This is a genomic window from Streptomyces sp. GL_140 (assembly GCF_057834465.1).
This window is the reverse complement of the sequence record NZ_CM174404.1, coordinates 3,178,104-3,197,745: the sequence shown is the minus strand read 5'-3', so window position 1 is coordinate 3,197,745 and position 19,642 is coordinate 3,178,104. Positions and strand designations below refer to the sequence as shown.

General features: G+C 70.2%; 21 protein-coding genes and 1 tRNA gene. 13 read left to right on the top strand and 9 right to left on the bottom strand.

Translation table 11 applies throughout. The annotated features are described in order from the left end of the window. The first annotated feature begins 143 nt into the window (after positions 1–143). Genes AC3IYJ_RS14940 through AC3IYJ_RS14910 form a run of 7 tightly spaced genes read left to right on the top strand, consistent with a single transcriptional unit; the run spans position 144 to position 6,723 of the window. Entirely contained in the window at positions 144–620 is a 477-nt protein-coding gene (locus AC3IYJ_RS14940; protein ID WP_489401781.1) for a DUF2563 family protein, read from the top strand. Positions 621–664: 44 nt separating this feature from the next. Next, positions 665–2,089 (top strand): WXG100 family type VII secretion target, encoded by a 1,425-nt coding sequence (locus AC3IYJ_RS14935; protein ID WP_489401780.1) that lies wholly within the window; start codon positions 665–667, stop codon positions 2,087–2,089. A gap of 21 nt (positions 2,090–2,110) precedes the next feature. Then, complete coding sequence (mycP, locus tag AC3IYJ_RS14930) at positions 2,111–3,298, top strand: type VII secretion-associated serine protease mycosin (RefSeq protein WP_489401779.1); 1,188 nt, start codon at positions 2,111–2,113, stop codon at positions 3,296–3,298. Between the two features lie 50 nt (positions 3,299–3,348). Then, positions 3,349–3,777, top strand: coding sequence for a hypothetical protein (locus AC3IYJ_RS14925; RefSeq protein WP_489401778.1), 429 nt, complete (start codon positions 3,349–3,351; stop codon positions 3,775–3,777). 12 nt (positions 3,778–3,789) lie between these two features. Further along, complete coding sequence (locus AC3IYJ_RS14920) at positions 3,790–4,416, top strand: hypothetical protein (protein ID WP_489401777.1); 627 nt, start codon at positions 3,790–3,792, stop codon at positions 4,414–4,416. After that, the gene (locus AC3IYJ_RS14915) at positions 4,416–6,092 is read left to right on the top strand and encodes a hypothetical protein (RefSeq protein WP_489401776.1); all 1,677 of its coding nucleotides are present in this window, start codon (positions 4,416–4,418) and stop codon (positions 6,090–6,092) included. Before AC3IYJ_RS14920 ends, AC3IYJ_RS14915 begins: the two co-directional genes overlap by 1 nt. Before the next feature lie 16 nt (positions 6,093–6,108). Then, a complete protein-coding gene (locus AC3IYJ_RS14910) occupies positions 6,109–6,723 on the top strand; it encodes a hypothetical protein (RefSeq protein WP_489401775.1) in 615 nt (204 codons plus the stop codon). Positions 6,724–6,782: 59 nt separating this feature from the next. Here the strand turns inward: AC3IYJ_RS14910 and AC3IYJ_RS14905 are convergent. Then, positions 6,783–6,854 (bottom strand) — tRNA-Cys (locus tag AC3IYJ_RS14905). 204 nt (positions 6,855–7,058) lie between these two features. Here AC3IYJ_RS14905 and AC3IYJ_RS14900 point away from each other — a divergent pair. The 6 genes from AC3IYJ_RS14900 (at position 7,059) to AC3IYJ_RS14875 (ending at position 13,026) form a co-directional block, all read left to right on the top strand. Next, a complete protein-coding gene (locus AC3IYJ_RS14900; RefSeq protein WP_489401774.1) occupies positions 7,059–8,516 on the top strand; it encodes an MFS transporter in 1,458 nt (485 codons plus the stop codon). A gap of 56 nt (positions 8,517–8,572) precedes the next feature. Continuing rightward, on the top strand, positions 8,573–8,773 hold the full coding sequence (locus AC3IYJ_RS14895) for a hypothetical protein (RefSeq protein ID WP_489401773.1): 201 nt from the start codon (positions 8,573–8,575) through the stop codon (positions 8,771–8,773). Then, positions 8,770–9,156, top strand: a complete 387-nt coding sequence (locus tag AC3IYJ_RS14890) for a type II toxin-antitoxin system death-on-curing family toxin (RefSeq protein WP_489401772.1) — start codon at positions 8,770–8,772, stop codon at positions 9,154–9,156. The genes AC3IYJ_RS14895 and AC3IYJ_RS14890 overlap by 4 nt, the downstream gene beginning before the upstream one ends. A 140-nt stretch (positions 9,157–9,296) precedes the next feature. Continuing rightward, on the top strand, positions 9,297–11,081 hold the full coding sequence (locus AC3IYJ_RS14885; protein WP_489401771.1) for a DEAD/DEAH box helicase: 1,785 nt from the start codon (positions 9,297–9,299) through the stop codon (positions 11,079–11,081). A gap of 403 nt (positions 11,082–11,484) precedes the next feature. After that, a complete protein-coding gene (locus AC3IYJ_RS14880) occupies positions 11,485–12,126 on the top strand; it encodes an IclR family transcriptional regulator (RefSeq protein ID WP_054222485.1) in 642 nt (213 codons plus the stop codon). Positions 12,127–12,228: 102 nt separating this feature from the next. Then, complete coding sequence (locus tag AC3IYJ_RS14875; RefSeq protein ID WP_489401770.1) at positions 12,229–13,026, top strand: S16 family serine protease; 798 nt, start codon at positions 12,229–12,231, stop codon at positions 13,024–13,026. Here AC3IYJ_RS14875 and AC3IYJ_RS14870 read toward each other — a convergent pair. The 8 genes from AC3IYJ_RS14870 to AC3IYJ_RS14835 all read right to left on the bottom strand — a co-directional run bounded on the left by AC3IYJ_RS14870 (position 12,956) and on the right by AC3IYJ_RS14835 (position 19,559). Continuing rightward, on the bottom strand, positions 12,956–14,248 hold the full coding sequence (locus tag AC3IYJ_RS14870; protein ID WP_489401769.1) for an MFS transporter: 1,293 nt from the start codon (positions 14,246–14,248) through the stop codon (positions 12,956–12,958). The two genes, AC3IYJ_RS14875 and AC3IYJ_RS14870, sit on opposite strands and share 71 nt — an antisense overlap. Next, positions 14,245–14,490, bottom strand: a complete 246-nt coding sequence (locus tag AC3IYJ_RS14865; RefSeq protein WP_489401768.1) for a hypothetical protein — start codon at positions 14,488–14,490, stop codon at positions 14,245–14,247. Before AC3IYJ_RS14865 ends, AC3IYJ_RS14870 begins: the two co-directional genes overlap by 4 nt. Positions 14,491–14,517: 27 nt before the next feature. Next, on the bottom strand, positions 14,518–15,126 hold the full coding sequence (locus AC3IYJ_RS14860; protein WP_489401767.1) for an ArsR/SmtB family transcription factor: 609 nt from the start codon (positions 15,124–15,126) through the stop codon (positions 14,518–14,520). A 107-nt stretch (positions 15,127–15,233) separates the two neighbouring features. Beyond that, entirely contained in the window at positions 15,234–16,271 is a 1,038-nt protein-coding gene (locus tag AC3IYJ_RS14855) for a glycine betaine ABC transporter substrate-binding protein (protein ID WP_489401766.1), read from the bottom strand. Beyond that, a complete protein-coding gene (locus AC3IYJ_RS14850) occupies positions 16,272–17,132 on the bottom strand; it encodes an ABC transporter permease (RefSeq protein WP_489401765.1) in 861 nt (286 codons plus the stop codon). Next, complete coding sequence (locus tag AC3IYJ_RS14845) at positions 17,129–18,370, bottom strand: betaine/proline/choline family ABC transporter ATP-binding protein (RefSeq protein WP_489402818.1); 1,242 nt, start codon at positions 18,368–18,370, stop codon at positions 17,129–17,131. Before AC3IYJ_RS14845 ends, AC3IYJ_RS14850 begins: the two co-directional genes overlap by 4 nt. A 43-nt stretch (positions 18,371–18,413) precedes the next feature. Further along, on the bottom strand, positions 18,414–19,061 hold the full coding sequence (locus AC3IYJ_RS14840) for an ABC transporter permease (RefSeq protein WP_489401764.1): 648 nt from the start codon (positions 19,059–19,061) through the stop codon (positions 18,414–18,416). 27 nt (positions 19,062–19,088) lie between these two features. Further along, positions 19,089–19,559, bottom strand: coding sequence for an Lrp/AsnC family transcriptional regulator (locus AC3IYJ_RS14835; protein ID WP_489402817.1), 471 nt, complete (start codon positions 19,557–19,559; stop codon positions 19,089–19,091). Between the last annotated feature and the right edge of the window lie 83 nt (positions 19,560–19,642).

Genomic DNA, 19,642 nt, shown 5'->3' with positions numbered 1-19,642 from the left:
AACCCGAAACTTGGGGCTGTCGGCCTCTGTCGCTAGAGTGATTGGGGACACTGGCGACGTGCGTGTGCGAACGCGGGCGAACCGGGTGTGAACGGGGACGGGGAGCGGGGAGAGCCACTGTGGCAATTGACTATGGACCGGGCGTGCTCGGACGGGACTTCGGCGTGGGCGTAGCCTCGCCGGCGGTTGTTGGTGCGCTGCAGGTCGAGTACGAATCGCTGTCGGACTACAAGAAGCGGGTCGACGGGCTGCTGTCGAAGCTGGTCGAGTCCCCGGCGAGCGACAAGAAGTTGGCGGACGGGACGCTTCCGTCTGGCTCCCTGGGTGAGGGTTTCGACGAGGCCAAGCGGCTGTTCACGGCGTACACGAACGTCCACACGCAGCTTCTGGCGCTGTCGAAGGGGCTGGCCGACCAGATCGAGGGGCTGGGCATCGCGATCCAGACAGCGGGCAAGAGCTTCGACGACGTCGACGAAGACACGAGGCGGCGGATGCTGGCGATCAGTGACCAGGCGAAGGCGAACTACGTCCCCGAACGGGACCCGATGGCGCCGCCGCCTCCGCACAGTTCGGCCTCACAGGGATCCGGGCCGGGAACTGCACAGGTGGAGGGGCTCTGATGGCGACGAATTTCGAGGGCCACACTCACCAGCAGCTACTGGCCATGATCGCCTCGGCCGACGCCGCGACCCTCACGGCTCGGGGCACCGAACTGACGAAGGCCGCTGAGGCCATCAAGGAGATCGGCGAAAGCCTCAAGGACCACCGGGTGACCGGCTGGGAGGGCGAGTCCGCCCAGGTGTTCCAGGACTGGGTCAACCAGGCCGGCAACGCGACGCTCCGCCTCAGCGAGTACGCCGATGCGGGCGGCAAGCAAATGACCCATGCCAGCCAGGTGGTCGTCGAGGTCAAGGCCAACATGCCGCCGTACGACAGTGCGGCGGCCGACAACCTCGCGGCGGCCCGCAAGTTCCACAATGACCCGGACTCGCAGCAGATCGGTCAGCAGGCGAACTCCAAGCTGAACGGTGACCACCAGCAGGCGGTCCAGCAGATGACGAAGCTGGCGCAGGGGTACGAGGCTTCGGCTACCGGGATGGAGATGGCGGAGGCTCCGACGTTTCCTAAGTTGCCGCCGAGGTTCGTTCCGCCGAAGGTCAACGCGTCTGAAGATGTGGCACGCTCCGGGGGCGGCGCCGGAGGGACCGGATCGGGCGGCTCGTCGTACGTGGCCGCGGCTCCCAGCGGATCGTCATACACATCCGGTTCCACGTCCGGACCGCAGCCGTTGCCAGGCGGCACGGCGCACCCCCCGACGGGTTCTACGGCGGGCCCTGCCTCCGTACTCCCGGACCGCAACGTCGGCGTAGGCCTCGACACCGTCAGCACCCTGCCTGACAGGACCTTGCCCCCGACCACGGGCCTGCCCGGAGGCGTGAGCCCGGTGGGACCGGGCGGCGGCAACATTGGTGGGGGCCCTGGTGGTTTCGTTCCGCCAGTGACGGTTCTGCCTGTCGGCGGTATGTCGAAGCCTGGCGGCGGGTTCGGCCCTGGCAGCGTCGTCCCCGGTGTGGGCGGTTCCGGCGGGAAGGTCGGCGGCATCGCGGGGCTGCCTCCGCGGGATAGTGGGATCGTAGGCGGTCGGCCGGTGACGTCCGGTGGGCCGAGTTCGAGCATTCCCCGGGGCACGGTCATCGGCGGTGAGAGTGCCCAGGCAGCCGGCCGCGGCATGGGTGGCATGGGTGGCGGTACGGGCGCGGGAGGCGGTGGCGCGCACGGCGGTGGCGGCGGTTCCATGGCCGGTCGTCGTCTCGCCATGGAACCGGGCGGTGTCGTCGGTGGGCGCCAGGCTGGTGCGGGCAGTCGCTCGGTCGCCGGTGGGCAGCCGTTCACCCATGGTGGATCAGGGCTCGTTCGCGGTGGATCGGGTGCCGGTCCGGTGGGCGGTCCGATGGGCCACGGTGGCGCGGGCGCCCATGCTCCGGGCAGGCGGGGTGCGGGTCAGAGCGGCGAACGTCCTGACTATCTGGCCGAAGACGAAGAGACGTGGCAGGGCGACCGTAGCGTCGTTCCGCCGGTGATCGACTGAGTGGAGCGGACGTTGCACGGGATGCGTATGCGTAAGGCGACCGCGGCCTTGGCGGGTTTTCTGCTGGCCGGGGTCGCCGCGACCCCGGCTCATGCGGAGACCATCCGGTCGCAGCAGTGGCATCTCACGTCGATGAAGGCCGATGAGATCTGGAAGATCAGCACCGGCAAGGGCGTCACGGTCGCCGTTATCGACGGCGGTGTCAATCGCATCCCTGAACTGGAGGGTCAGGTAGTCCCTGGAAAGGATTTCGCTACGACGTCCAAAGGGGACGAGCGAACGGACACGAATGAGCACGGCACGGCGATGGCTGCGTTGATCGCCGGAACCGGTAAACATCCCAGTGGTGATGGGTCTTTTGGCCTCGCTCCCGGGGCAAAGATTCTCCCGATCCGCGTGCCAGCAGGTGTCGATGTAAAGAATGCAGCCTGGACTGCGGCGATTCGGTATGCAGCGGACTCGGAAGCGAAGGTCATAAACATTTCCTTGGCTTCGTCTGACGAAGACCCGGCTCGCCTTGAGGCGGTGAAGTACGCCCTCTCCAAGGGCAAGTTGATCTTCGCTGGTGTCGGTAATGATGGGGACTCAACGAACGAAGTCATGTATCCGGCAGCGACCCCCGGCGTGGTGGGTGTCGCTGCAGTCGACCCGGCTGGCAAAGCGACTGCGGAGTCACAGCATGGCTCCCAGGTGGATCTGTCGGCCCCGGGCGTCGACATCATCTCGGCCTGTTCCGGTAAGACCAGCTTGTGTAAAAGCCACGGCACGAGTGACGCAACCGCCCTTGCCTCCGCTTCAGCGGCACTGATCTGGTCGGCTCACCCCGAATGGACTAATAATCAGGTGCTTCGGGTCATGCTGAATACAGCGGGCAAGCCCGTCGACGGCGCCGAGCGGAGCGACTTCGTTGGCTACGGGGCTGTCCGCCCCCGCATCGCGGTGCCCACCCCCGGCGACCCCGGCCCCGCTGACGTCTACCCGCTTCCCGACCTGGCAGCAGCCGGCGGCGGAACGGGTACGAAGACCTCCCCGACCCCCTCCACAGACGGCAAGGCCCCCCAGCCGGGGAGCTCCACCCCCGCCCCCCAGGCGGCGGACGCGGCAAAGAGCGACGGCAGCAGCCTCCCCTGGCTCGCCCTCGGCCTTGGTGCCTGCGTGCTCATCGGCGGGGCCGTCACCGCGGTCGTCATACGCCGTCGGAACGGCTGATCCGGGTACGGCTCGCAGAACACACCGAGGCAGAAGGAGCAGGGCGCACCATGTCGTTCGACGAGGAATGGGCCGCGGCCCGGACCACCGCCGCCGCCAACGTATCCATGCGGCTCAACCACGTCCCAGCCGCGCCCGGCCCCGGCGGAGGCGGTGGCGGTGACCTCGAACTGAACCAGGACCACATCGGCGAGATCGGCTCCGAGGCCTACAAGCTCCACACGCGGCTCTCGACGGACGGCAAGCACGCCAACGCCTCCACCGCCGAGGCGGCCGGCGCGCTCACGCGCGAGCACTTCGCCAGCGGCGCCGCCCTACTGAAGGTCAACACCCGCTGGGAGAGCCAGCTCAAGACCCTCATCGCCGCCTGCGCGAACATCTCCAACGGCCTGAACTACTCCCTCGCCTCCCACGCCAAGGACGAGCAACAGCTGCACGCCGATTTCACCTCCTCCAAGATCGACGAGCTCCTCAAGTAAGGCGGCGCGCACGTGCTGACGTACGAGAACGTGATGAACGCGCCCCTGGGCCCGCTCCAGACCGCGATCACCGACTGGGCCGCGATGGTCACGAAGCTGAACGAGCTGGCGGAGTCGGCGAGAAGCGGCATGAAGGCCAAGTCGGACAAGGCCCAGTGGAACGGCGTCACGGCAGGCGTCGGCCGCTCCTTCATCGACAAGACGGCCAAGGAGTTCGACGATGCGGCCCAGGAGGCCAAGGGCATCCACCTCCTCCTCGCCGACGGCCACGCCACCATCAAGGCCGCCCAGGACCAGCTCAAGAAGCTGGCCGAAGAGGCCCCGGCGGCCGGCTTCCGCATCGACGAGAGCGGCCGAGTCTCCAGCATCCCCTTCACCGACCCGCAGGACCAGCAGGCGGCCCGGCACGACCCGGACTACCAGGCGAGCCTCCGCAAGAACCACGACCTGTGGCAGGAACGGGTCAACAGGGCCGTCGAGGATGCCCAGGACGCCGACGATTCCCTTGCACGCGCGCTCCAGGCCAACGTCACGGACGACAACAACTTCAGCGGGCCGAAGTACAGCTCCCTGGACGCCGAACAGGTCGACCGCGCGGCCGCGCGGACGCCGAACAGGTCGACCGCGCGGCCGCGCTGATGAAGAAGGTCACCGGGGAAGGCGGCACGGCTCGCAACCCCGAGGCCCTGCGCGAGCTGGAAGACCTGCTCGACGACAACCGGGAGGACCCCGAGTTCGCGACGGGCTTCTACCGCACGATGGGCCCCGAGGGCACGCTCCAGGCGTACTCGAAGATGTCCCTGGACTCCACCGGCCTGGGCCCGGCCGGCGCGGACCGTGCGCTCATGGTGGGCAACATCCAGAGCGACCTCGGCGCGATGCTGGGCCTGGCCACGCACAAGGACGTCCCGAACCACCTGGACGCCGCCTGGACGAACCAGTTGATGAAGGCGGGCCACAAGCAGCTGGACGTCGGTCTGACGACGAACGTCTACGGGTACCAGGCGCTGGGCTCGCTGATGCGCGAGGGCACGTACGACACGGAGTTCCTGACCTCGGTCGGTCGGGACATGGTGGCGATGGACCGCAAGAACCCTGGGATCTGGGAGAGCAGCACCCCCATCGACCTGCGGATGAGCCTCAACCCCGGGGGCGAGGACGGTCGTGGTTTCTATCCGCTGACGGGCTTGATGGAGGCCCTCGGCAACAACCCGGACGCGGCCACGGCCTTCTTCAACGAGCCGGTCCGCGAGGACAGCAACCACGACGGGATCGTCACCAAGGACGACAAGCCGGTCAAGGGCCAGCACGGACAGGCGCAGGGCATGGTCGACTACATGCTCGACAAGAAGCCGTACGCGGACAGCTTCGACGCCACCCGGACGGGAGACCAGCACCCGGCCCAGGAAGCGCTCGGCGGAGCCCTGGAGGCCGCGGTGTCGGGCCGCGTGACGGGCGACGACGACGCGAAGCCGGTGCCGCACACCGCGGCGATGACGGACGTCATGGAGCGGGTCGTCGCGAAGATCGGTGACAAGCCGGAACTGGTCGCCGGGGAGGACGGTCCCCTCAACGGCCTGTCCGGTCATTTCGGGCAGATGGCCGCCGAGTACATGCCGGACCTGCAGGCTTCCGCCGCGAACCATCCCGGACACATCAAGGTCGCCGGCGAGATGGCGGAGTTCAACAAGGCAGACACGGCGCGCTTCCTGGGGGCGGTCGGCCAGGACCCGGGAGCGTACGGCGCGATCACCAACGCCAACCAGGCCTTTACCGGGGTTCTCGTCAACGACGCCATTGCGCACCGTGGTGAGAACGGGGACCTGGGTTCGGCGATCGATAGCGCGGTTCATCCGGGCGGTCGGATCACAGGGATGCTGACCGAGGCCCGGGCCCAGAACCTGCACTCCGAGACGGCGCACAGCAACGAGGAATACACGAAGGGCGTCGAAGACGGCGCGAAATGGATCAATCGTGGCATCAATGCAGCCGGCGTCAAATACATCGAGTTGGTCCCGCTGGCCGGAGACGTCGTGGAGTGGATCCAGGAGGACGTGACCGAGCACTTCACGGAGGACGCGGAGAAGAGGGCGGAGGACAAGACCGCCGCCACGGAGAAGAAGGTGGCGGTGATGTATGCCGCGGCCGAGGACGGTTCGAGCAGGGCGGCGGAGGCCGCCGTGAAGCACGCGGCTTCCGGGACGGATCTGCCGGCGGCGTACGTCCAGACCTTGGCGACGTCCGCTTCCAAGGAGTCGGCCAACGGCCACTCCGTCGGCCGGGACCTGGTGGCGACGGCCGCCGGCCGGTCATGAGCGGAGAGGTGCACGGATGACGTGGGTCAGGACGGCGCGCATCGCGGTGCTCATCGCGGGCGCCGTGCTCGCGGCCGGGTGCGGAGGCTCGGACAACGGGGCGAAAGCCCCTGTGGTGAAGAATCCCGAGGTCGAGGCGAAGGAGGCCTGTCCCGGATTGCTCGATGCGGCGGCCGCGGAAGCTCTGATGCGGGTGCTCGACTCCGGCTATCTGGTTCCGGACGATGACCAGGCTGTAGGAGCTGCTGCCATGCGCAAGGCCCTGGACGAGGTGCGCCCCATTCCGGTGTGTCTGGCGACGGGACGGGTGGGGTCGGGCAGCAGGGTCGGTGAGATCCGGTTGAGACCAGGACCCGTTGGGGATGGCGGCGTCGGAGTCCGAGTTGTGCGTAGGGAGAACGCGAGGGGTGTGTCCTTCGACTGCACGAGCTCCCGGTTCGGGTCCGGAGGTACCTTGCGGGTCACCACCACCTTCGAGGACCAGTGGGAGCGCGGTTCCTGGGATCCCAAACTCGGCAACGACTACCTCGTCATCGCGCACTCCGCCGCCCGCGGCATCGCCAAGGAACTGGGCTGCCGGGACGGGGGCGGACTGCCGGAGCAGCCTGCGGGACTGCCCGCGGCTCCGTAAGTCTCCGGACATGGCGAAGGCCGCTCGGGGGAGCGCCTGCCCCCGAGCGGCCTGCCGCGAAGCCGTGACCGGAATCGAACCGGCGTAACTCGCTTTGCAGGCGAGTCCCTCAACCACTCGGGCACACGGCTGGGTGGTGGTGATGGGTATGACCGTACGAGGGTGCGTGCGGGTGGGGAAGGGATGCGCCGGGGGTGCAATGTGACTGCCATGTCGCGTTCACAGTTCGGGGTGAGCGGCGGCGGGGTCCGTCCTTTGGCCTAGGGCCCACGGCCGAGGGAGGATCCATCGCAGGGACAGGGTCGAAAGTGGGTCATGCCCCTTACCCTGAGGCGATGAGCGTCCTTCCGCAGCGAGCCACCACCTCCGTCCCCGTGCCGACCCGCCCCCAGGGCGGGATTCTCGGGCCCGCGTACCGGACGCTCAGCATCGGGATCATCTCCGTTATTTTCTTGATCGCATTCGAGGCCACCGCCGTCGGGACCGCCATGCCCGTGGCCGCCCGGGAGCTGGACGGGATCGGGCTCTACGCCTTCGCCTTCTCGGCCTATTTCACGACCAGCCTCTTCGGGATGGTGCTCTCCGGGCAGTGGGCCGACCGGCAGGGGCCGCTGCGGCCGCTGACCGTGGGGATCGTGGCATTCGCCGCCGGGCTGGTGTGCTCCGGGACCGCCGGGACGATGCTGGTCTTCGTGCTCGGGCGGGCCGTGCAGGGGTTCGGTGGCGGGCTCGTCATCGTGGCGCTCTACGTGGTCGTCAGCCGGGCCTACGAGGAGCGGTTGCGGCCCGCGATCATGGCGGCCTTCGCGGCGAGCTGGGTCGTGCCCTCGATCGTCGGACCGCTCGCCGCGGGCACGGTGACCGAGCACCTCGGGTGGCGCTGGGTCTTCCTCGGGATACCCGCGCTGGTCTTCGTACCGCTGGCCGTGGCGCTGCCCGCGATCCGGCGGAGCGCGTCGGGGCCGGTGGATCCCGAGGCGCCGCCCGTCGCGTTCGACCGGCGGCGGATCCGGCTCGCCCTCGGGATCTCGGCCGGTGCGGGGCTGCTGCAGTACGCCGCCCAGGATCTGAGGTGGCTGTCGCTGGTGCCGGCTCTGGCCGGTGCGGCCCTGCTGGTGCCCGCGGTGCTGGGGCTGCTGCCGCGCGGGACCTACCGGGCGCGGCGGGGGCTGCCGTCGGTGGTGCTGCTGCGTGGCGTGGCGGCGGGGTCGTTCATCGCGGCGGAGAGCTTCGTACCGCTGATGCTGGTCACCCAGCGGGGGCTGAGCCCGACGCTGGCCGGGTTCTCGCTCGCGCTGGGCGGGGTGACCTGGGCGCTCGGCTCTTGGGTGCAGTCGAAGGGGCGGCTGGCGCCGTACCGGGTGCGGCTGATGGTGTTCGGGATGGTGCTTGTCGCGGCGGCCATCGCCGGGGCGCCGGCGGTGCTCGTGGAGTGGGTGCCGGTGTGGACGCTGGCGCTCGTGTGGGCGCTGGGGTGCCTGGGGATGGGGCTGGTGATCGGCTCCACGAGCGTGCTGCTGCTGAAGCTGTCGGCACCGGAGGAGGCTGGGGCGAACTCCGCCGCGCTGCAGATCTCGGACGCGCTGGCGAACGTGGTGCTGCTGGCGGCCGGCGGGGCGGCCTTCGCGGCGCTGGGCGGGGGCGCGGTGGGTGCGGCGCACTCCGTGGCCGAGGGGGGCGGGGGATCGCACCCCGCCGCCTTCGTCGTGGTCTTCCTCCCGATGGCCTGCGTGGCCCTGATCGGCGCCTGGGTGGCCACTCGCCTGGATGCGAACCCGCCGGCCAAGGTCTGACGGGCCAGCCCCTAATTGAGGTGCTGCCGCGGGGACCGCGTCGCTAGCATCCGCGGATGAAAGAGCTGATCATCGAAGTGCCCGGGCAGGAGTGGGCGGAGCTGGCCGATCTCGCCGATGCCACCGGGCAGAGCGTCGAGGAGGCCGCGCTGGCCGCCGTACGGGCCTGGGTGCGCGGGGAGCGCGAACGGGTCGGGGGCGAGTCCGCGCGGCTCGCCGGACGCCACGGCGCCCTGCTGCGGAGGCTCGGGGAATGAGCACGCGCCACCTCACCCTCGGCGAGGTCCTCGACCTCGCCCGGCACGCCTGCCTCGCCCAGGACCAGCCTGTCGAGCTGCGCGCCCCCGGGCTCCTGGAGTCGGCGGTGCACCGGCCGCGGGCCCGCATGTTCGGCACCCCGGCGTACGCGGACACCTACGAGCAGGCGGCCGCGCTGCTCCACGGCATCGCCACGAACCACCCCCTCGTCGACGGGAACAAGCGCACCGCCTGGCTCGCCGCGGCGACGTTCCTCGCCGTCAACGGCATCGACCTCGCGGACGCCGACCAGGACACCGCGTACGACCTGGTCATCGACGTTGCGGCCGGCTCGGAGGGCGACATCGGGCGGATCGCGGAGCGGCTGCGCGCCCTGGCATGACGATGTGACGCTCACCGCACGCGCCGAGGTCACGGGCCTGTCCCTCCGCAGGGGGCGGGCCCGTGCCGGTAAGGTGGCCCGGTTGTCCTACGTACGACTGCCCGTGCCAGTAGGTACGCCGAGAGCCCGAACCGGAGACCGTGACTACTACCGCCTCCCACCACCTCTCACCCGCTTTCCCCGGCCGCGCGCCGTGGGGTACCGCCAGCGCCCTGCGAGCTTGGCAGCAGGGTGCGCTGGACCGGTACCTGGAGACCCAGCCCCGCGATTTCCTCGCCGTCGCCACCCCCGGCGCGGGCAAGACCACCTTCGCGCTGACGCTCGCCTCGTGGCTGCTGCACCACCACGTGGTGCAGCAGGTGACCGTCGTGGCGCCGACCGAGCACCTCAAGAAGCAGTGGGCGGAAGCCGCTGCCCGGATAGGCATCCGGCTGGACCCGGACTACTCCGCCGGGCCGCTCAGCAAGGACTACCACGGGGTCGCGATCACGTACGCGGGTGTGGGCGTGCGGCCGATGCTGCACCGCAACCGCTGCGAGCAGCGCAAGACCCTGGTGATCCTCGACGAGATCCACCACGCTGGTGACTCCAAGTCCTGGGGCGAGGCCTGCCTCGAAGCCTTCGACCCGGCGACCCGGCGGCTCGCGCTGACCGGCACGCCCTTCCGGTCCGACACGAACCCGATTCCCTTCGTGGCGTACGAGGAGGGGAACGACGGGATCCGGCGGTCCTCCGCCGACTACACCTACGGCTACGGGAACGCGCTCGGCGACGGCGTCGTCCGGCCGGTCATCTTCCTCTCCTACAGCGGCAACATGCGCTGGCGCACCAAGGCGGGCGACGAGATCGCCGCGCGCCTCGGCGAGCCGATGACCAAGGACGCCATCTCCCAGGCCTGGCGCACGGCGCTCGACGCGCGCGGCGACTGGATGCCGAACGTGCTGCGCGCCGCCGACCAGCGGCTGACCGAGGTCAGGAAGGGCATCCCGGACGCGGGCGGGCTCGTCATCGCCGCCGACCAGGACTCGGCGCGCGCCTACGCCAAGCTGATCCGCGAGATCACGGGGACCAAGGCCACCGTCGTGCTGTCCGACGACACGGGCGCCTCGAAGCGGATCGACGAGTTCGCCGCGAGCAACGACCGGTGGATGGTCGCCGTCCGCATGGTGTCGGAGGGCGTCGACGTACCGAGGCTCGCGGTGGGCGTGTACGCCACCACCATCTCGACCCCGTTGTTCTTCGCGCAGGCCGTCGGGCGCTTCGTGCGCTCGCGCAGGCGCGGCGAGACGGCATCGGTGTTCCTGCCGACCATTCCCTACCTGCTGGGCTTCGCGAACGAGATGGAAGTCGAGCGCGACCACGTCCTCGACAAGCCGAAGAAGCAGGGCGAGGAAGACCCGTACGCCGACTCCGAGAAGGAGATGGAGGAGGCGAACAAGCTGGAGGACGAGGACACCGGCGACGAGGAGCAGATGTCCTTCGAAGCGCTGGAGTCCGACGCGGTCTTCGACCGGGTCCTCTACGACGGCGCCGAATTCGGCATGCAGGCGCACCCGGGCAGCGAGGAGGAGCAGGACTACCTCGGCATCCCGGGACTGCTGGAACCGGACCAGGTGCAGATGCTGCTCCAGAAGCGGCAGTCGCGGCAGATCGCGCACAGCAAGCGCAAGCCGGACTCGGAGGCGGACCTGCTGGAGCTGCCGGCCGACCGGCGGCCGGTGGTCTCGCACAAGGAACTGCTGGAGCTGAGGAAGTCGCTGAACACGATGGTGGGCGCGTACGTCCACCAGAGCGGCAAACCGCACGGGGTGATCCACACGGAGCTGCGCCGCGTGTGCGGCGGCCCGCCGAGCGCGGAGGCCACGGCGGGACAGCTGCGGGAGCGCATCAAGAAGGTCCAGGAGTGGGCCACCCGCATGCGGTGATTTCCTACGGAATGTGCGGCGGGGGCCGGGCGGAGGTTCGTACGGTCCCCCGCCAGCCCCGGCCTCGGAACGGCATCGGATCACCCGTGGTGGGGCCACCCGGGAGCCCGTCGCGGCGAGTACGGCCCGTGGGGAGCCGTCGAGGCCCGGAGGTCACGAAATGACAGCGACCCGGGTTCACAACCGGCATAAATGGGCAGTAGGCGCCCGGATTCTGGACGAGCCCTTCCGCTGAGCGGACCAGCTCGCTACTGTCCCCGCATCGAACGCCCCGTGGCAACGCCGCTGCGGGAGCGCAGCCGGTGCCATGGCCGCTACCGGCGGCCTCTCCGTGCGTCGCCGAGGGACCGGCGGCGCTATACCCAGAGAGTCACCGCCGCCCACCGAAAGAGGGAGAGGCGTCGTGACCGCGGAAACCTCCCAGACTCTCGACCGAGGACTCCGAGTTCTCAAACTGCTCGCCGACACCGACCACGGTCTGACCGTCACCGAGCTCTCCAACCGCCTCGGTGTGAACCGCACCGTGGTCTACCGCCTCCTGGCCACCCTCGAACAGCACGCCCTGGTCCGCCGCGACCTCGGCGGCCGCGCCCGCGTCGGGCTCGGCGTGCTGCGCCTGGGCCGGCAGGTGCACCCGCTGGTGCGCGAGGCGGCACTGCCCGCGCTGCGCTCCCTCGCCGAGGACATAGGGGCAACCGCGCACCTGACCCTCGTGGACGGGACCGAAGCGCTCGCCGTGGCCGTCGTGGAGCCGACCTGGACCGACTACCACGTCGCGTACCGGCCCGGCTTCCGTCACCCGCTCGATCGCGGGGCCGCCGGCCGGGCCATCCTGGCCGCCCGTCAGGGCACGCTCATCGAGCCCGGGTACACGCTCACCCACGGGGAGCTCGAAGCGGGCGCCAGCGGGGCCGCAGCGCCCCTCGTCGGCATCACGGGGCTGGAGGGCAGCGTGGGCGTGGTCATGCTGGCCGACGCCGTGCCCGAGCGGGTCGGCCCGCGCGTGGTCGACGCCGCCCGCGAGGTGGCCGACGCCCTGCGCTGAGCCGCGCGGGACCCGCATGCCACACCGGAACACCGAGCCGCGCCCCCGTCCGCCGGGGGCGCGGCTCGACCCGTTGCCGGGGGGCCGCGCTAGATTGGCCCGGTGCTCTCTCGCCTCACACGTCTGCCGCGTCCCGCCGCCCTCGCCGTCTGCGCCGTGCCCGTGCTCGCGCTGTTCGCCGTCGCGGCCGTCGCACCGCTGCCCTTCGTGATCGCGCAGCCCGGCCTGACGGCCGACGTGCTCGGCTCCCGCGACGGCAAGCAGGTCATCGTCGTCACGGGGGCGCCCACCCGGGAGACCACGGGCCAGCTGCGGATGACCACCATCCAGGCCACCGGGCCCTCCACCTCCGTGGCCCTGCCCGAGCTGGTCGGCGACTGGTTCGACACCACCCGCGCGGTCATGCCCCGGGAGGCCGTGTACCCGTCGGGTGGAAGCGACAAGCAGATCGAGGAACACAACCTGGAGGAGATGACCAAGTCGCAGTCGTCGGCCTCCGAGGCCGCGCTCGGCTATCTCAACAAGGACCCCAAGGACGTCAAGGTCGAGCTGAACCTCGCCGACGTCGGCGGCCCGAGCGCCGGGCTGCTCTTCTCCCTCGGCATCGTCGACAAGCTCGACGGGAACGGCAGCGGCGGAGCCCTCACCGGCGGCCGCAACATCGCCGGTACCGGCACCATCAGCGCGGACGGCAAGGTCGGTGCGGTCGGCGGGGTGGCCCTGAAGACTCAGGCCGCCCGGCGCGACGGGGCGAGCGTGTTCCTCGTACCGGCGGCGGAGTGCTCGGACGCGCAGTCCGAACTCCCCGAGGGGCTCCGGCTGATCCCCGTCACTTCGCTGACGGATGCGGTGAACGCGCTGCGGGCTCTGCAGAAGGGCGAGTCGGTTCCGTCCTGCTGACCCGCGTCGCGTCCATGGCGCGCCAGGCCGGGAACACCAGCGGGGAGAGCGTGGTGATCAGGTAGAGGCCGCCGAACACCAGCAGCGCCCGCGTCCCGCCGAAGCCGTCGACGAGCAGACCCGCGGCCAGCCCGCCCAGCGGCATCGTCAGCTCGCAGCCGGCCGTGGTCACCCCGGCGACCCGGCTGCGCAGCGCCTCCGGCACCTTCTCCAGCATCACCGTGGTCAGGATCGGGTTGAGGACGCCCGCGCCCAGCCCCGACAGCGCCATGGTCACCGCGAGCGGCAGAGGGGTGTCGGTGAGGGCGGCGACGACGTAGCGCGGGGCCCCGGATATGAGGAAGGCCGCCGCGAACACGGTCCTACGGGAGAACCGTGCTCCCCACACTCCGTAGAGCAGGGCCCCCAGCAGTGCGAAGCCGCCGAACAGGGAGATCATCAGCCCCAGCGCGGTGGCGTCGCCGAGGGCTTCGCGGCCGTGCACGGGCAGCAGCACCGAGGACCAGCCCTGGTCGAGGCCGTTGGTCATCATCACCATCGCGGTGATGCCGAGCAGCAGCCGCGTACGGGTCAGGAACCGCCAGCCTTCGCCGAGTTCGACCCGGTACCCGGCGAGCGAGACCTTCCCGGCGGTGCGCTGCGGCTCGGCGGCCGGAACCCCGCGCAGGAACACGGCGACCAGCAGCGCCGATATCCCGAAGGTGGCCGCGTCGAGCAGCAGGACCGACTCGGCGCCGAGCGTGGTGATCAGGAGACCGGCCAGCGCGGCCCCGGTCATCCGGGCTCCGCGCGAGACGGCGTCGTAGAGGCTGGCGGCGCGGGCGACGGTGGTGCCCGCGTGCTCGGCGAGGTGGGGGAGCAGGACGTAGCGCGCGGTCAGTCCGGGGGTGTGCACGAGCCCGCCGGCGGCCATCAGCGCGCACAGCATCCAGAACTCCAGGAGCCCGGCGTAGTGCAGCAGGGGTATCGCGCCGACGGTCAGGGCGCAGATCAGGTCGGAGGCGGCGGAGACCCGGCGGCGGCCGAGCCGGTCGATGACCGGACCGCCGACGAGCGCGGCCACGATCACGGGCAGGGTGGCGCAGAAGGCGACGATCCCGGCCCGTCCGGCGCTGCCCGTGGTCTGGAGCACGAACCACGGGACGCCGATCAGGGTGAGCGAACTGCCCGCGATGGAAATGGCGTTGGCGGCGAGGACGGCGGTGAAGGGAAGGCGGCTCATGCCGCCCCGCCGTACGGGTACGGGTGCGGGGCGCGGGCGATGCGGGCGTGCAGGTGGGCGGGGCGTATGAGGCGGATGCCGGCGGCGATCAGGGCCTCACCGACCCGGTCGCGCAGGGCGGGCGCCGAAGGGGCGGCCGGGGCCGCCAGGGCCGCTGCCCGTCCGAGGCGCCAGGCGTCGGCCTCGGCGGTGCGGGTGGTGTGGAGCTCGGAATGGATCTCGTGGTGGGTGAAGGCGTACATGGCAGGACTCCCTCGGGTGCGGTTCGGTCACTCGCCGGCGTGGCGGGGGAAGGCGTGCGTGTGGAGGCGGACCGTCTCCATGCCCTCTTCCAGCGGCAGGTCGCGGTAGCTGTTGATCAGGTCGTGGATCTTGAAGATCAGCTCGTGGCTCTGCCCGGGAGTGAGCTGCAGGGTGAAGTCGCTGAGGTCGGAGCCCCGGCGCCAGTCCACCGACCAGTTGTGCGCCTGGCCCAGCCAGTTGCCCATCTCCTGGGTGTGGATCTTCAGGATCTCGGCCAGGAAGACCTCGGCCGCGCCGCGGGTGGTCGGGTCCTCGCTGAAGACCAGCGTTTCGTCGAACCTCGTTCCGTCGTGGGCGGCCTGCCACCAGCGCTCGCGGCCCTTGCCGTGTTCGGGCGCGTCCTCGACGAATCCGTGCGCGGCCAGCTGGCGCAGGTGGTAGCTGGTGGCCCCGCTGGACTCGCCGAGCCGCTCCGCGAGCTGGGAGGCCGTGGCCGGGCCGTCCTGGCGCAGGGCGCCGAGCAGGCGGATGCGCAGTGGATGGGCCAGACCGCGCAGGGACTGGGCGTCGAGGGTGCGGACCTGTGGTTCGGAAGGGTTGGAGGGTTTGGGGGCTTCGGCGCTCTTCTCGGGCATGCCTCAACGATAGAGTTGCAAAGAAGTCTATGCAAGGGTTTCTTTGCATAGACTTCTTTGCAACTCCGGGAGGCCCGTCAGTCTCAGCCTCAGCCTCAGCCTCGACCTCAGCCCGCCCTGATGAAGCCCTCCCCGATCAGCCACTCCTTCGCCACGTCGTGCGGGTCCCGCCCCTCCACGTCCACCAGTGCGTTGAGCCGCTGCGCCGTCTCTGTCGTCAGCCGCTTCGTCACCGGGTCCAGCAACCCAGCGATCGCCGGGTGTTCGGCCAGTGTCCTGGCGTGCAGCTCGGGCGCCGCGTTGTAGTTGGGGAAGAAGTGCCGGTCGTCCACGAGGGTGTCCAGGTCCATGGCCTTGATCCGGCCGTCCGTGGTGAACGCCTCGCCCAGCAGGCAGGAGTCGGACTTCGAGACCTGGGTGTAGATGATCCCGGCGTCCATCTTCATGACGTTGCCCGCCGGGATCCTCATCCCGTACGCCTTCTCCATCCCCGGCAGCCCGTCCTCGCGCGAGGCGAACTCGTTCTCCACGCAGACGGTCACCGCCGTGGGGTTCTCCACGGAGAGCTTCGCCACGTCGGACATCGTCTTCAGCCCGTACTTGCCGTTGTTCTTCTTGCTGATGGCCAGCGTGTACGTGTTGTTGAGCGTGGACGGCGCCAGCCACGCCACCCCGTTCTTCACGTCCGCGTCCCGTACGGCCTCCCACTGCTTGTAAGGGTCCTCGACCGGCTTGTCGTGGCCCAGGTAGGTGATCCAGGCCGTGCCCGTGTACTCGTACATCGCGTCCGCGTCGCCCTGCCGGACGGCCTCGCGCGCGCTGATCGAGCCGGGCAGGTTGGTCCGGTCGAGCACCTCCGCCCCGGCGGCCTTGAACACCAGGCCGATCATCTGGCCGAGGACGATGTTCTCGCTGAAGTTCTTCGAAGTGACCGTGAGCGAGGCGCCCTTGAGGGGCAGCCCCTGGCCGACCGAGCCCGGTACGACGTCGTCCACCATCGGCGATCCGCTCTTGAGGCCGCAGCCCCCGAGCGTCACCGCCAGCAGCGGCAGCAGGGCCGCCGAGACCGCGGCCGTCCGCACGGCGGCCGTCCGTACCGCGGCCGTCCGTACCGCGGATGCCCGTACTGCCCTGAGCCCATGCATCTACGCCTCCAGCCCGCGCGGCGTTAGGACCGTCTCGGCGAGCGAGGCCAGCCAGTCCACGAACAGCGCGAGGGCCACCGTCAGCACCGAGCCCAGCACCAGCACGGGCATCCGCTGCGTCTGGATCCCGGAAGTGATCAGGTCGCCCAGGCCGCCGCCACCGCCGAAGGTGGCCAGGGTCGCGGTGCCGACGTTGAGGACGAGGGCGGTCCGCACGCCCGCCAGGATCAGCGGGACGGCCAGCGGCAGTTCCACCTTGGCCAGCGTCCCCATGGAGGACATCCCGATCCCGCGCGCGGCCTCCACCAGCTGCGGATCGATGGCCCGCAGCCCGGCGACGGTGTTGGACAGCACCGGCAGGACGGCGTAGGCGACCATGCCGATGATCGCGGTCGACGGGCCGATGCCGAGCCAGATGACCAGCAGGGCCAGCAGCCCGATGGCGGGCGTGGCCTGCCCGATGTTGGCGATCGCGGTGACCAGCGGGGCCGCCCCGCGCAGGCCGCGCCGGGTGAGGGCGATGCCGAGCGGGATCGCGATGACCAGCACCCAGAAGGTGGAGACGGCGGTGAGCTGCACGTGCTGCCACAGCCGGAGCTGGACGTTGCCGTTGGCGAGGGAGTTCTCGGCGATCGTGTCGAGGGTGGCGTTGGTGATCCACAGGTAGGTGGCCAGCAGCACCAGCGCCAGGACGACGGGCAGGGTGACGAGCTTGGCCCAGGTGAGCCGGCGCGGGGCGCGGACCGGCGGGGCGGGCGCCTGCGCGGCCGCCTCCGTCAGCTCCTCGTCGCGGAAGACGACGCCCTTGACCTCGTGTTCGCCCGGCGGGCGCTCGGGGGTGACGGGATTCCGGGGACTCATGATCCGCCCGAACCGTCCTCGATGCCCTCCAGGTCCCGCTCCGTGCGGTGGTGGCGCAGTTCCTCCAGGTCGTGAGCGTGCTCGGCGGCCGTCAGCCGGTCGGCCTCCAGCATTTCGTGGACGGAGTTCATCAGCGTCTCCATGTCCACGACCCCGATGTACTCGCCGCGCCGCCCGGTGACCGCGACCCGGCCGCCGCTGTCGATGAGGACTGCCTCCAGGGCGTCGTGCAGGGTCGCGTCCCGGGTCACCGTGTCGTGCACGAGCTGGCCGGCCCGTGCGAGGGATCCCTTGGCGCGCATGAGGTCGCCGCGGCGCAGCCATTTGTACGGGCGCCCGCGCCGGTCCAGCATCAGCAGTTCGTTGCCCTGGCCGGTGCGCAGGGTGTTGAAGATCTGCTGGAGCGGGTCGTCCACGGAGACGGTCGGGAAGTCGGCGATCTCCACGTCCCGTACGCGGGTCAGGTTGAGCCGTTTGAGAGCGGCGCCGGCCCCGACGAATCCGGAGACGAAGTCGTCGGCGGGGTTGGTGAGGATGGCCTCGGGGGTGTCGAACTGCGCGATGTGCGAGCGCTCGCGCAGTACGGCGATCCGGTCGCCGAGCTTGATGGCCTCGTCGAAGTCGTGGGTGACGAAGACGATCGTCTTGTGCAGTTCGTGCTGGAGCCGGATCAGTTCGTCCTGGAGGTGGTCGCGGGTGATGGGGTCGACGGCGCCGAAGGGCTCGTCCATCAGCAGGACGGGCGGATCGGCGGCCAGTGCCCGCGCCACGCCCACGCGCTGCTGCTGGCCGCCGGAGAGCTGGCGCGGATAGCGGCCGTGGAACTCGCGGGGGTCCAGGCCGACCAGGTCGAGCATCTCCTCGACCCGGTCCTTGACCCTCGATTTGGACCAGCCGGTCATCTTCGGGACCAGGGCGATGTTCTCGGCGACCGTCATGTGCGGGAAGAGCCCGGAGGACTGGATCGCGTACCCGATCTTGCGGCGCAGCTTGACCGGGTCCATGTCGGTGACGTCCTCGTCGCCGATCCGGATTCGGCCGGAGGTGGGCTCGATCAGCCGGTTGATCATCTTGAGGGTGGTGGACTTCCCGCAGCCGGAGGGGCCGACGAAGACCACCGTCTCGCCCGCCTTGATCTCCATCGAGACCTCGTCGACGGAGGGGTTCGGATTGCCCGGGTAGCGCTTGGTGAGGTTCTCCAGCCGGATGGCGGCGCCGGAGGTCGCAGCGGCAGTCATCGCCGGATCGGTCGGCCCCGTCGGCCCGGTCGTCTTCGTCGGCTCAGACACGGATGCCCCTAGGGATGGTGAGACGGCCGAGCAGGACGTACGCGGCGTCGAAGAGCAGCGCGAGGACGACGACGCCCAGCGTCCCGGCCAGGACCTGGTTGATGGCGTTGGCGCTGCCGAGCGAGGCGATCCCGCGGAAGATCTCGTTGCCCAGGCCGGGCCCGGAGGCGTAGGCCGCGATGGCGGCGATGCCCATCAGCATCTGCGTGGAGACCCGGATCCCGGTCAGGATCGGCGGCCAGGCGAGCGGCAGCTCCACCTTCAGGAGCCGGGCGGCGCGGGACATCCCGATGCCCTTGGCGGCGTCGACCAGGGCCGGATCCACCCCGCGCAGCCCCACGATGGAGTTGCGGACGATGGGCAGCAGTCCGTACAGGGTCAGGGCGATCACGGTGGGTGCGACGCCGAGGCCCACCAGCGGGATCAGCAGGCCGATCATGGCGAGGGACGGGACGGTCAGCACCGTGGAGGTGGAGGTGACGGCGAGGTTCCCGGCCCAGCCGCTGCGGTAGGTCAGGACTCCGATCCCGATGCCGAGCACGGTCGCGATCAGCATGCACTGGAACACGGCGCTGGCGTGCTGGAAGGCGTCGGTGAGCAGCTGCTGGTGGCGGTTGGACAGGTAGCTCCAGAAGCTCACGCCGCCTCACCGCTCCCTTCGCCTGGGTCAGTCGTCCTCGGCCGCCTGTTCGACCAGGGGGATGATCCGCAAAGGTACGGGATTTTCCATGACAATCGCGGTTGAAGCCCTAACAATGCCATCAAACCCGACAACTCGGTCAATCACCCGCTGGAGGTCAGCGTTGGAGCGGGCCACGAGCCGGCACAGCATGTCCCCCTGCCCGGTCGTGGTGTGCAGTTCCAGGACCTCCGGCACCCCGTCCAAGTGCGCCCGTACGTCGGCCCCTTGCCCCTGCTTGATCTCCAGCGTGGCGAAGGCGGTCACCGGGTATCCCAGGGCCGCCGGATCCACCTGCGGGCCGAAGCCGCGGATGACTCCATTCGACTGAAGCCGGTCCAGCCGGGCCTGGGCGGTGCCGCGGGCCACTCCGAGCCGCCGCGAGACCTCCAGGACCCCGATCCGGGGCTCCCGGGCGAGCAGCACGATGAGCCGGCCGTCGAGTTCATCGATTCCCACGGGCACCTCCGGGGTGGTCATAGTGCGCAGATATTCCAGCCATCCTCCGCTCAAGCTGTGCAGCTTGTACAGCAGAAATGGAA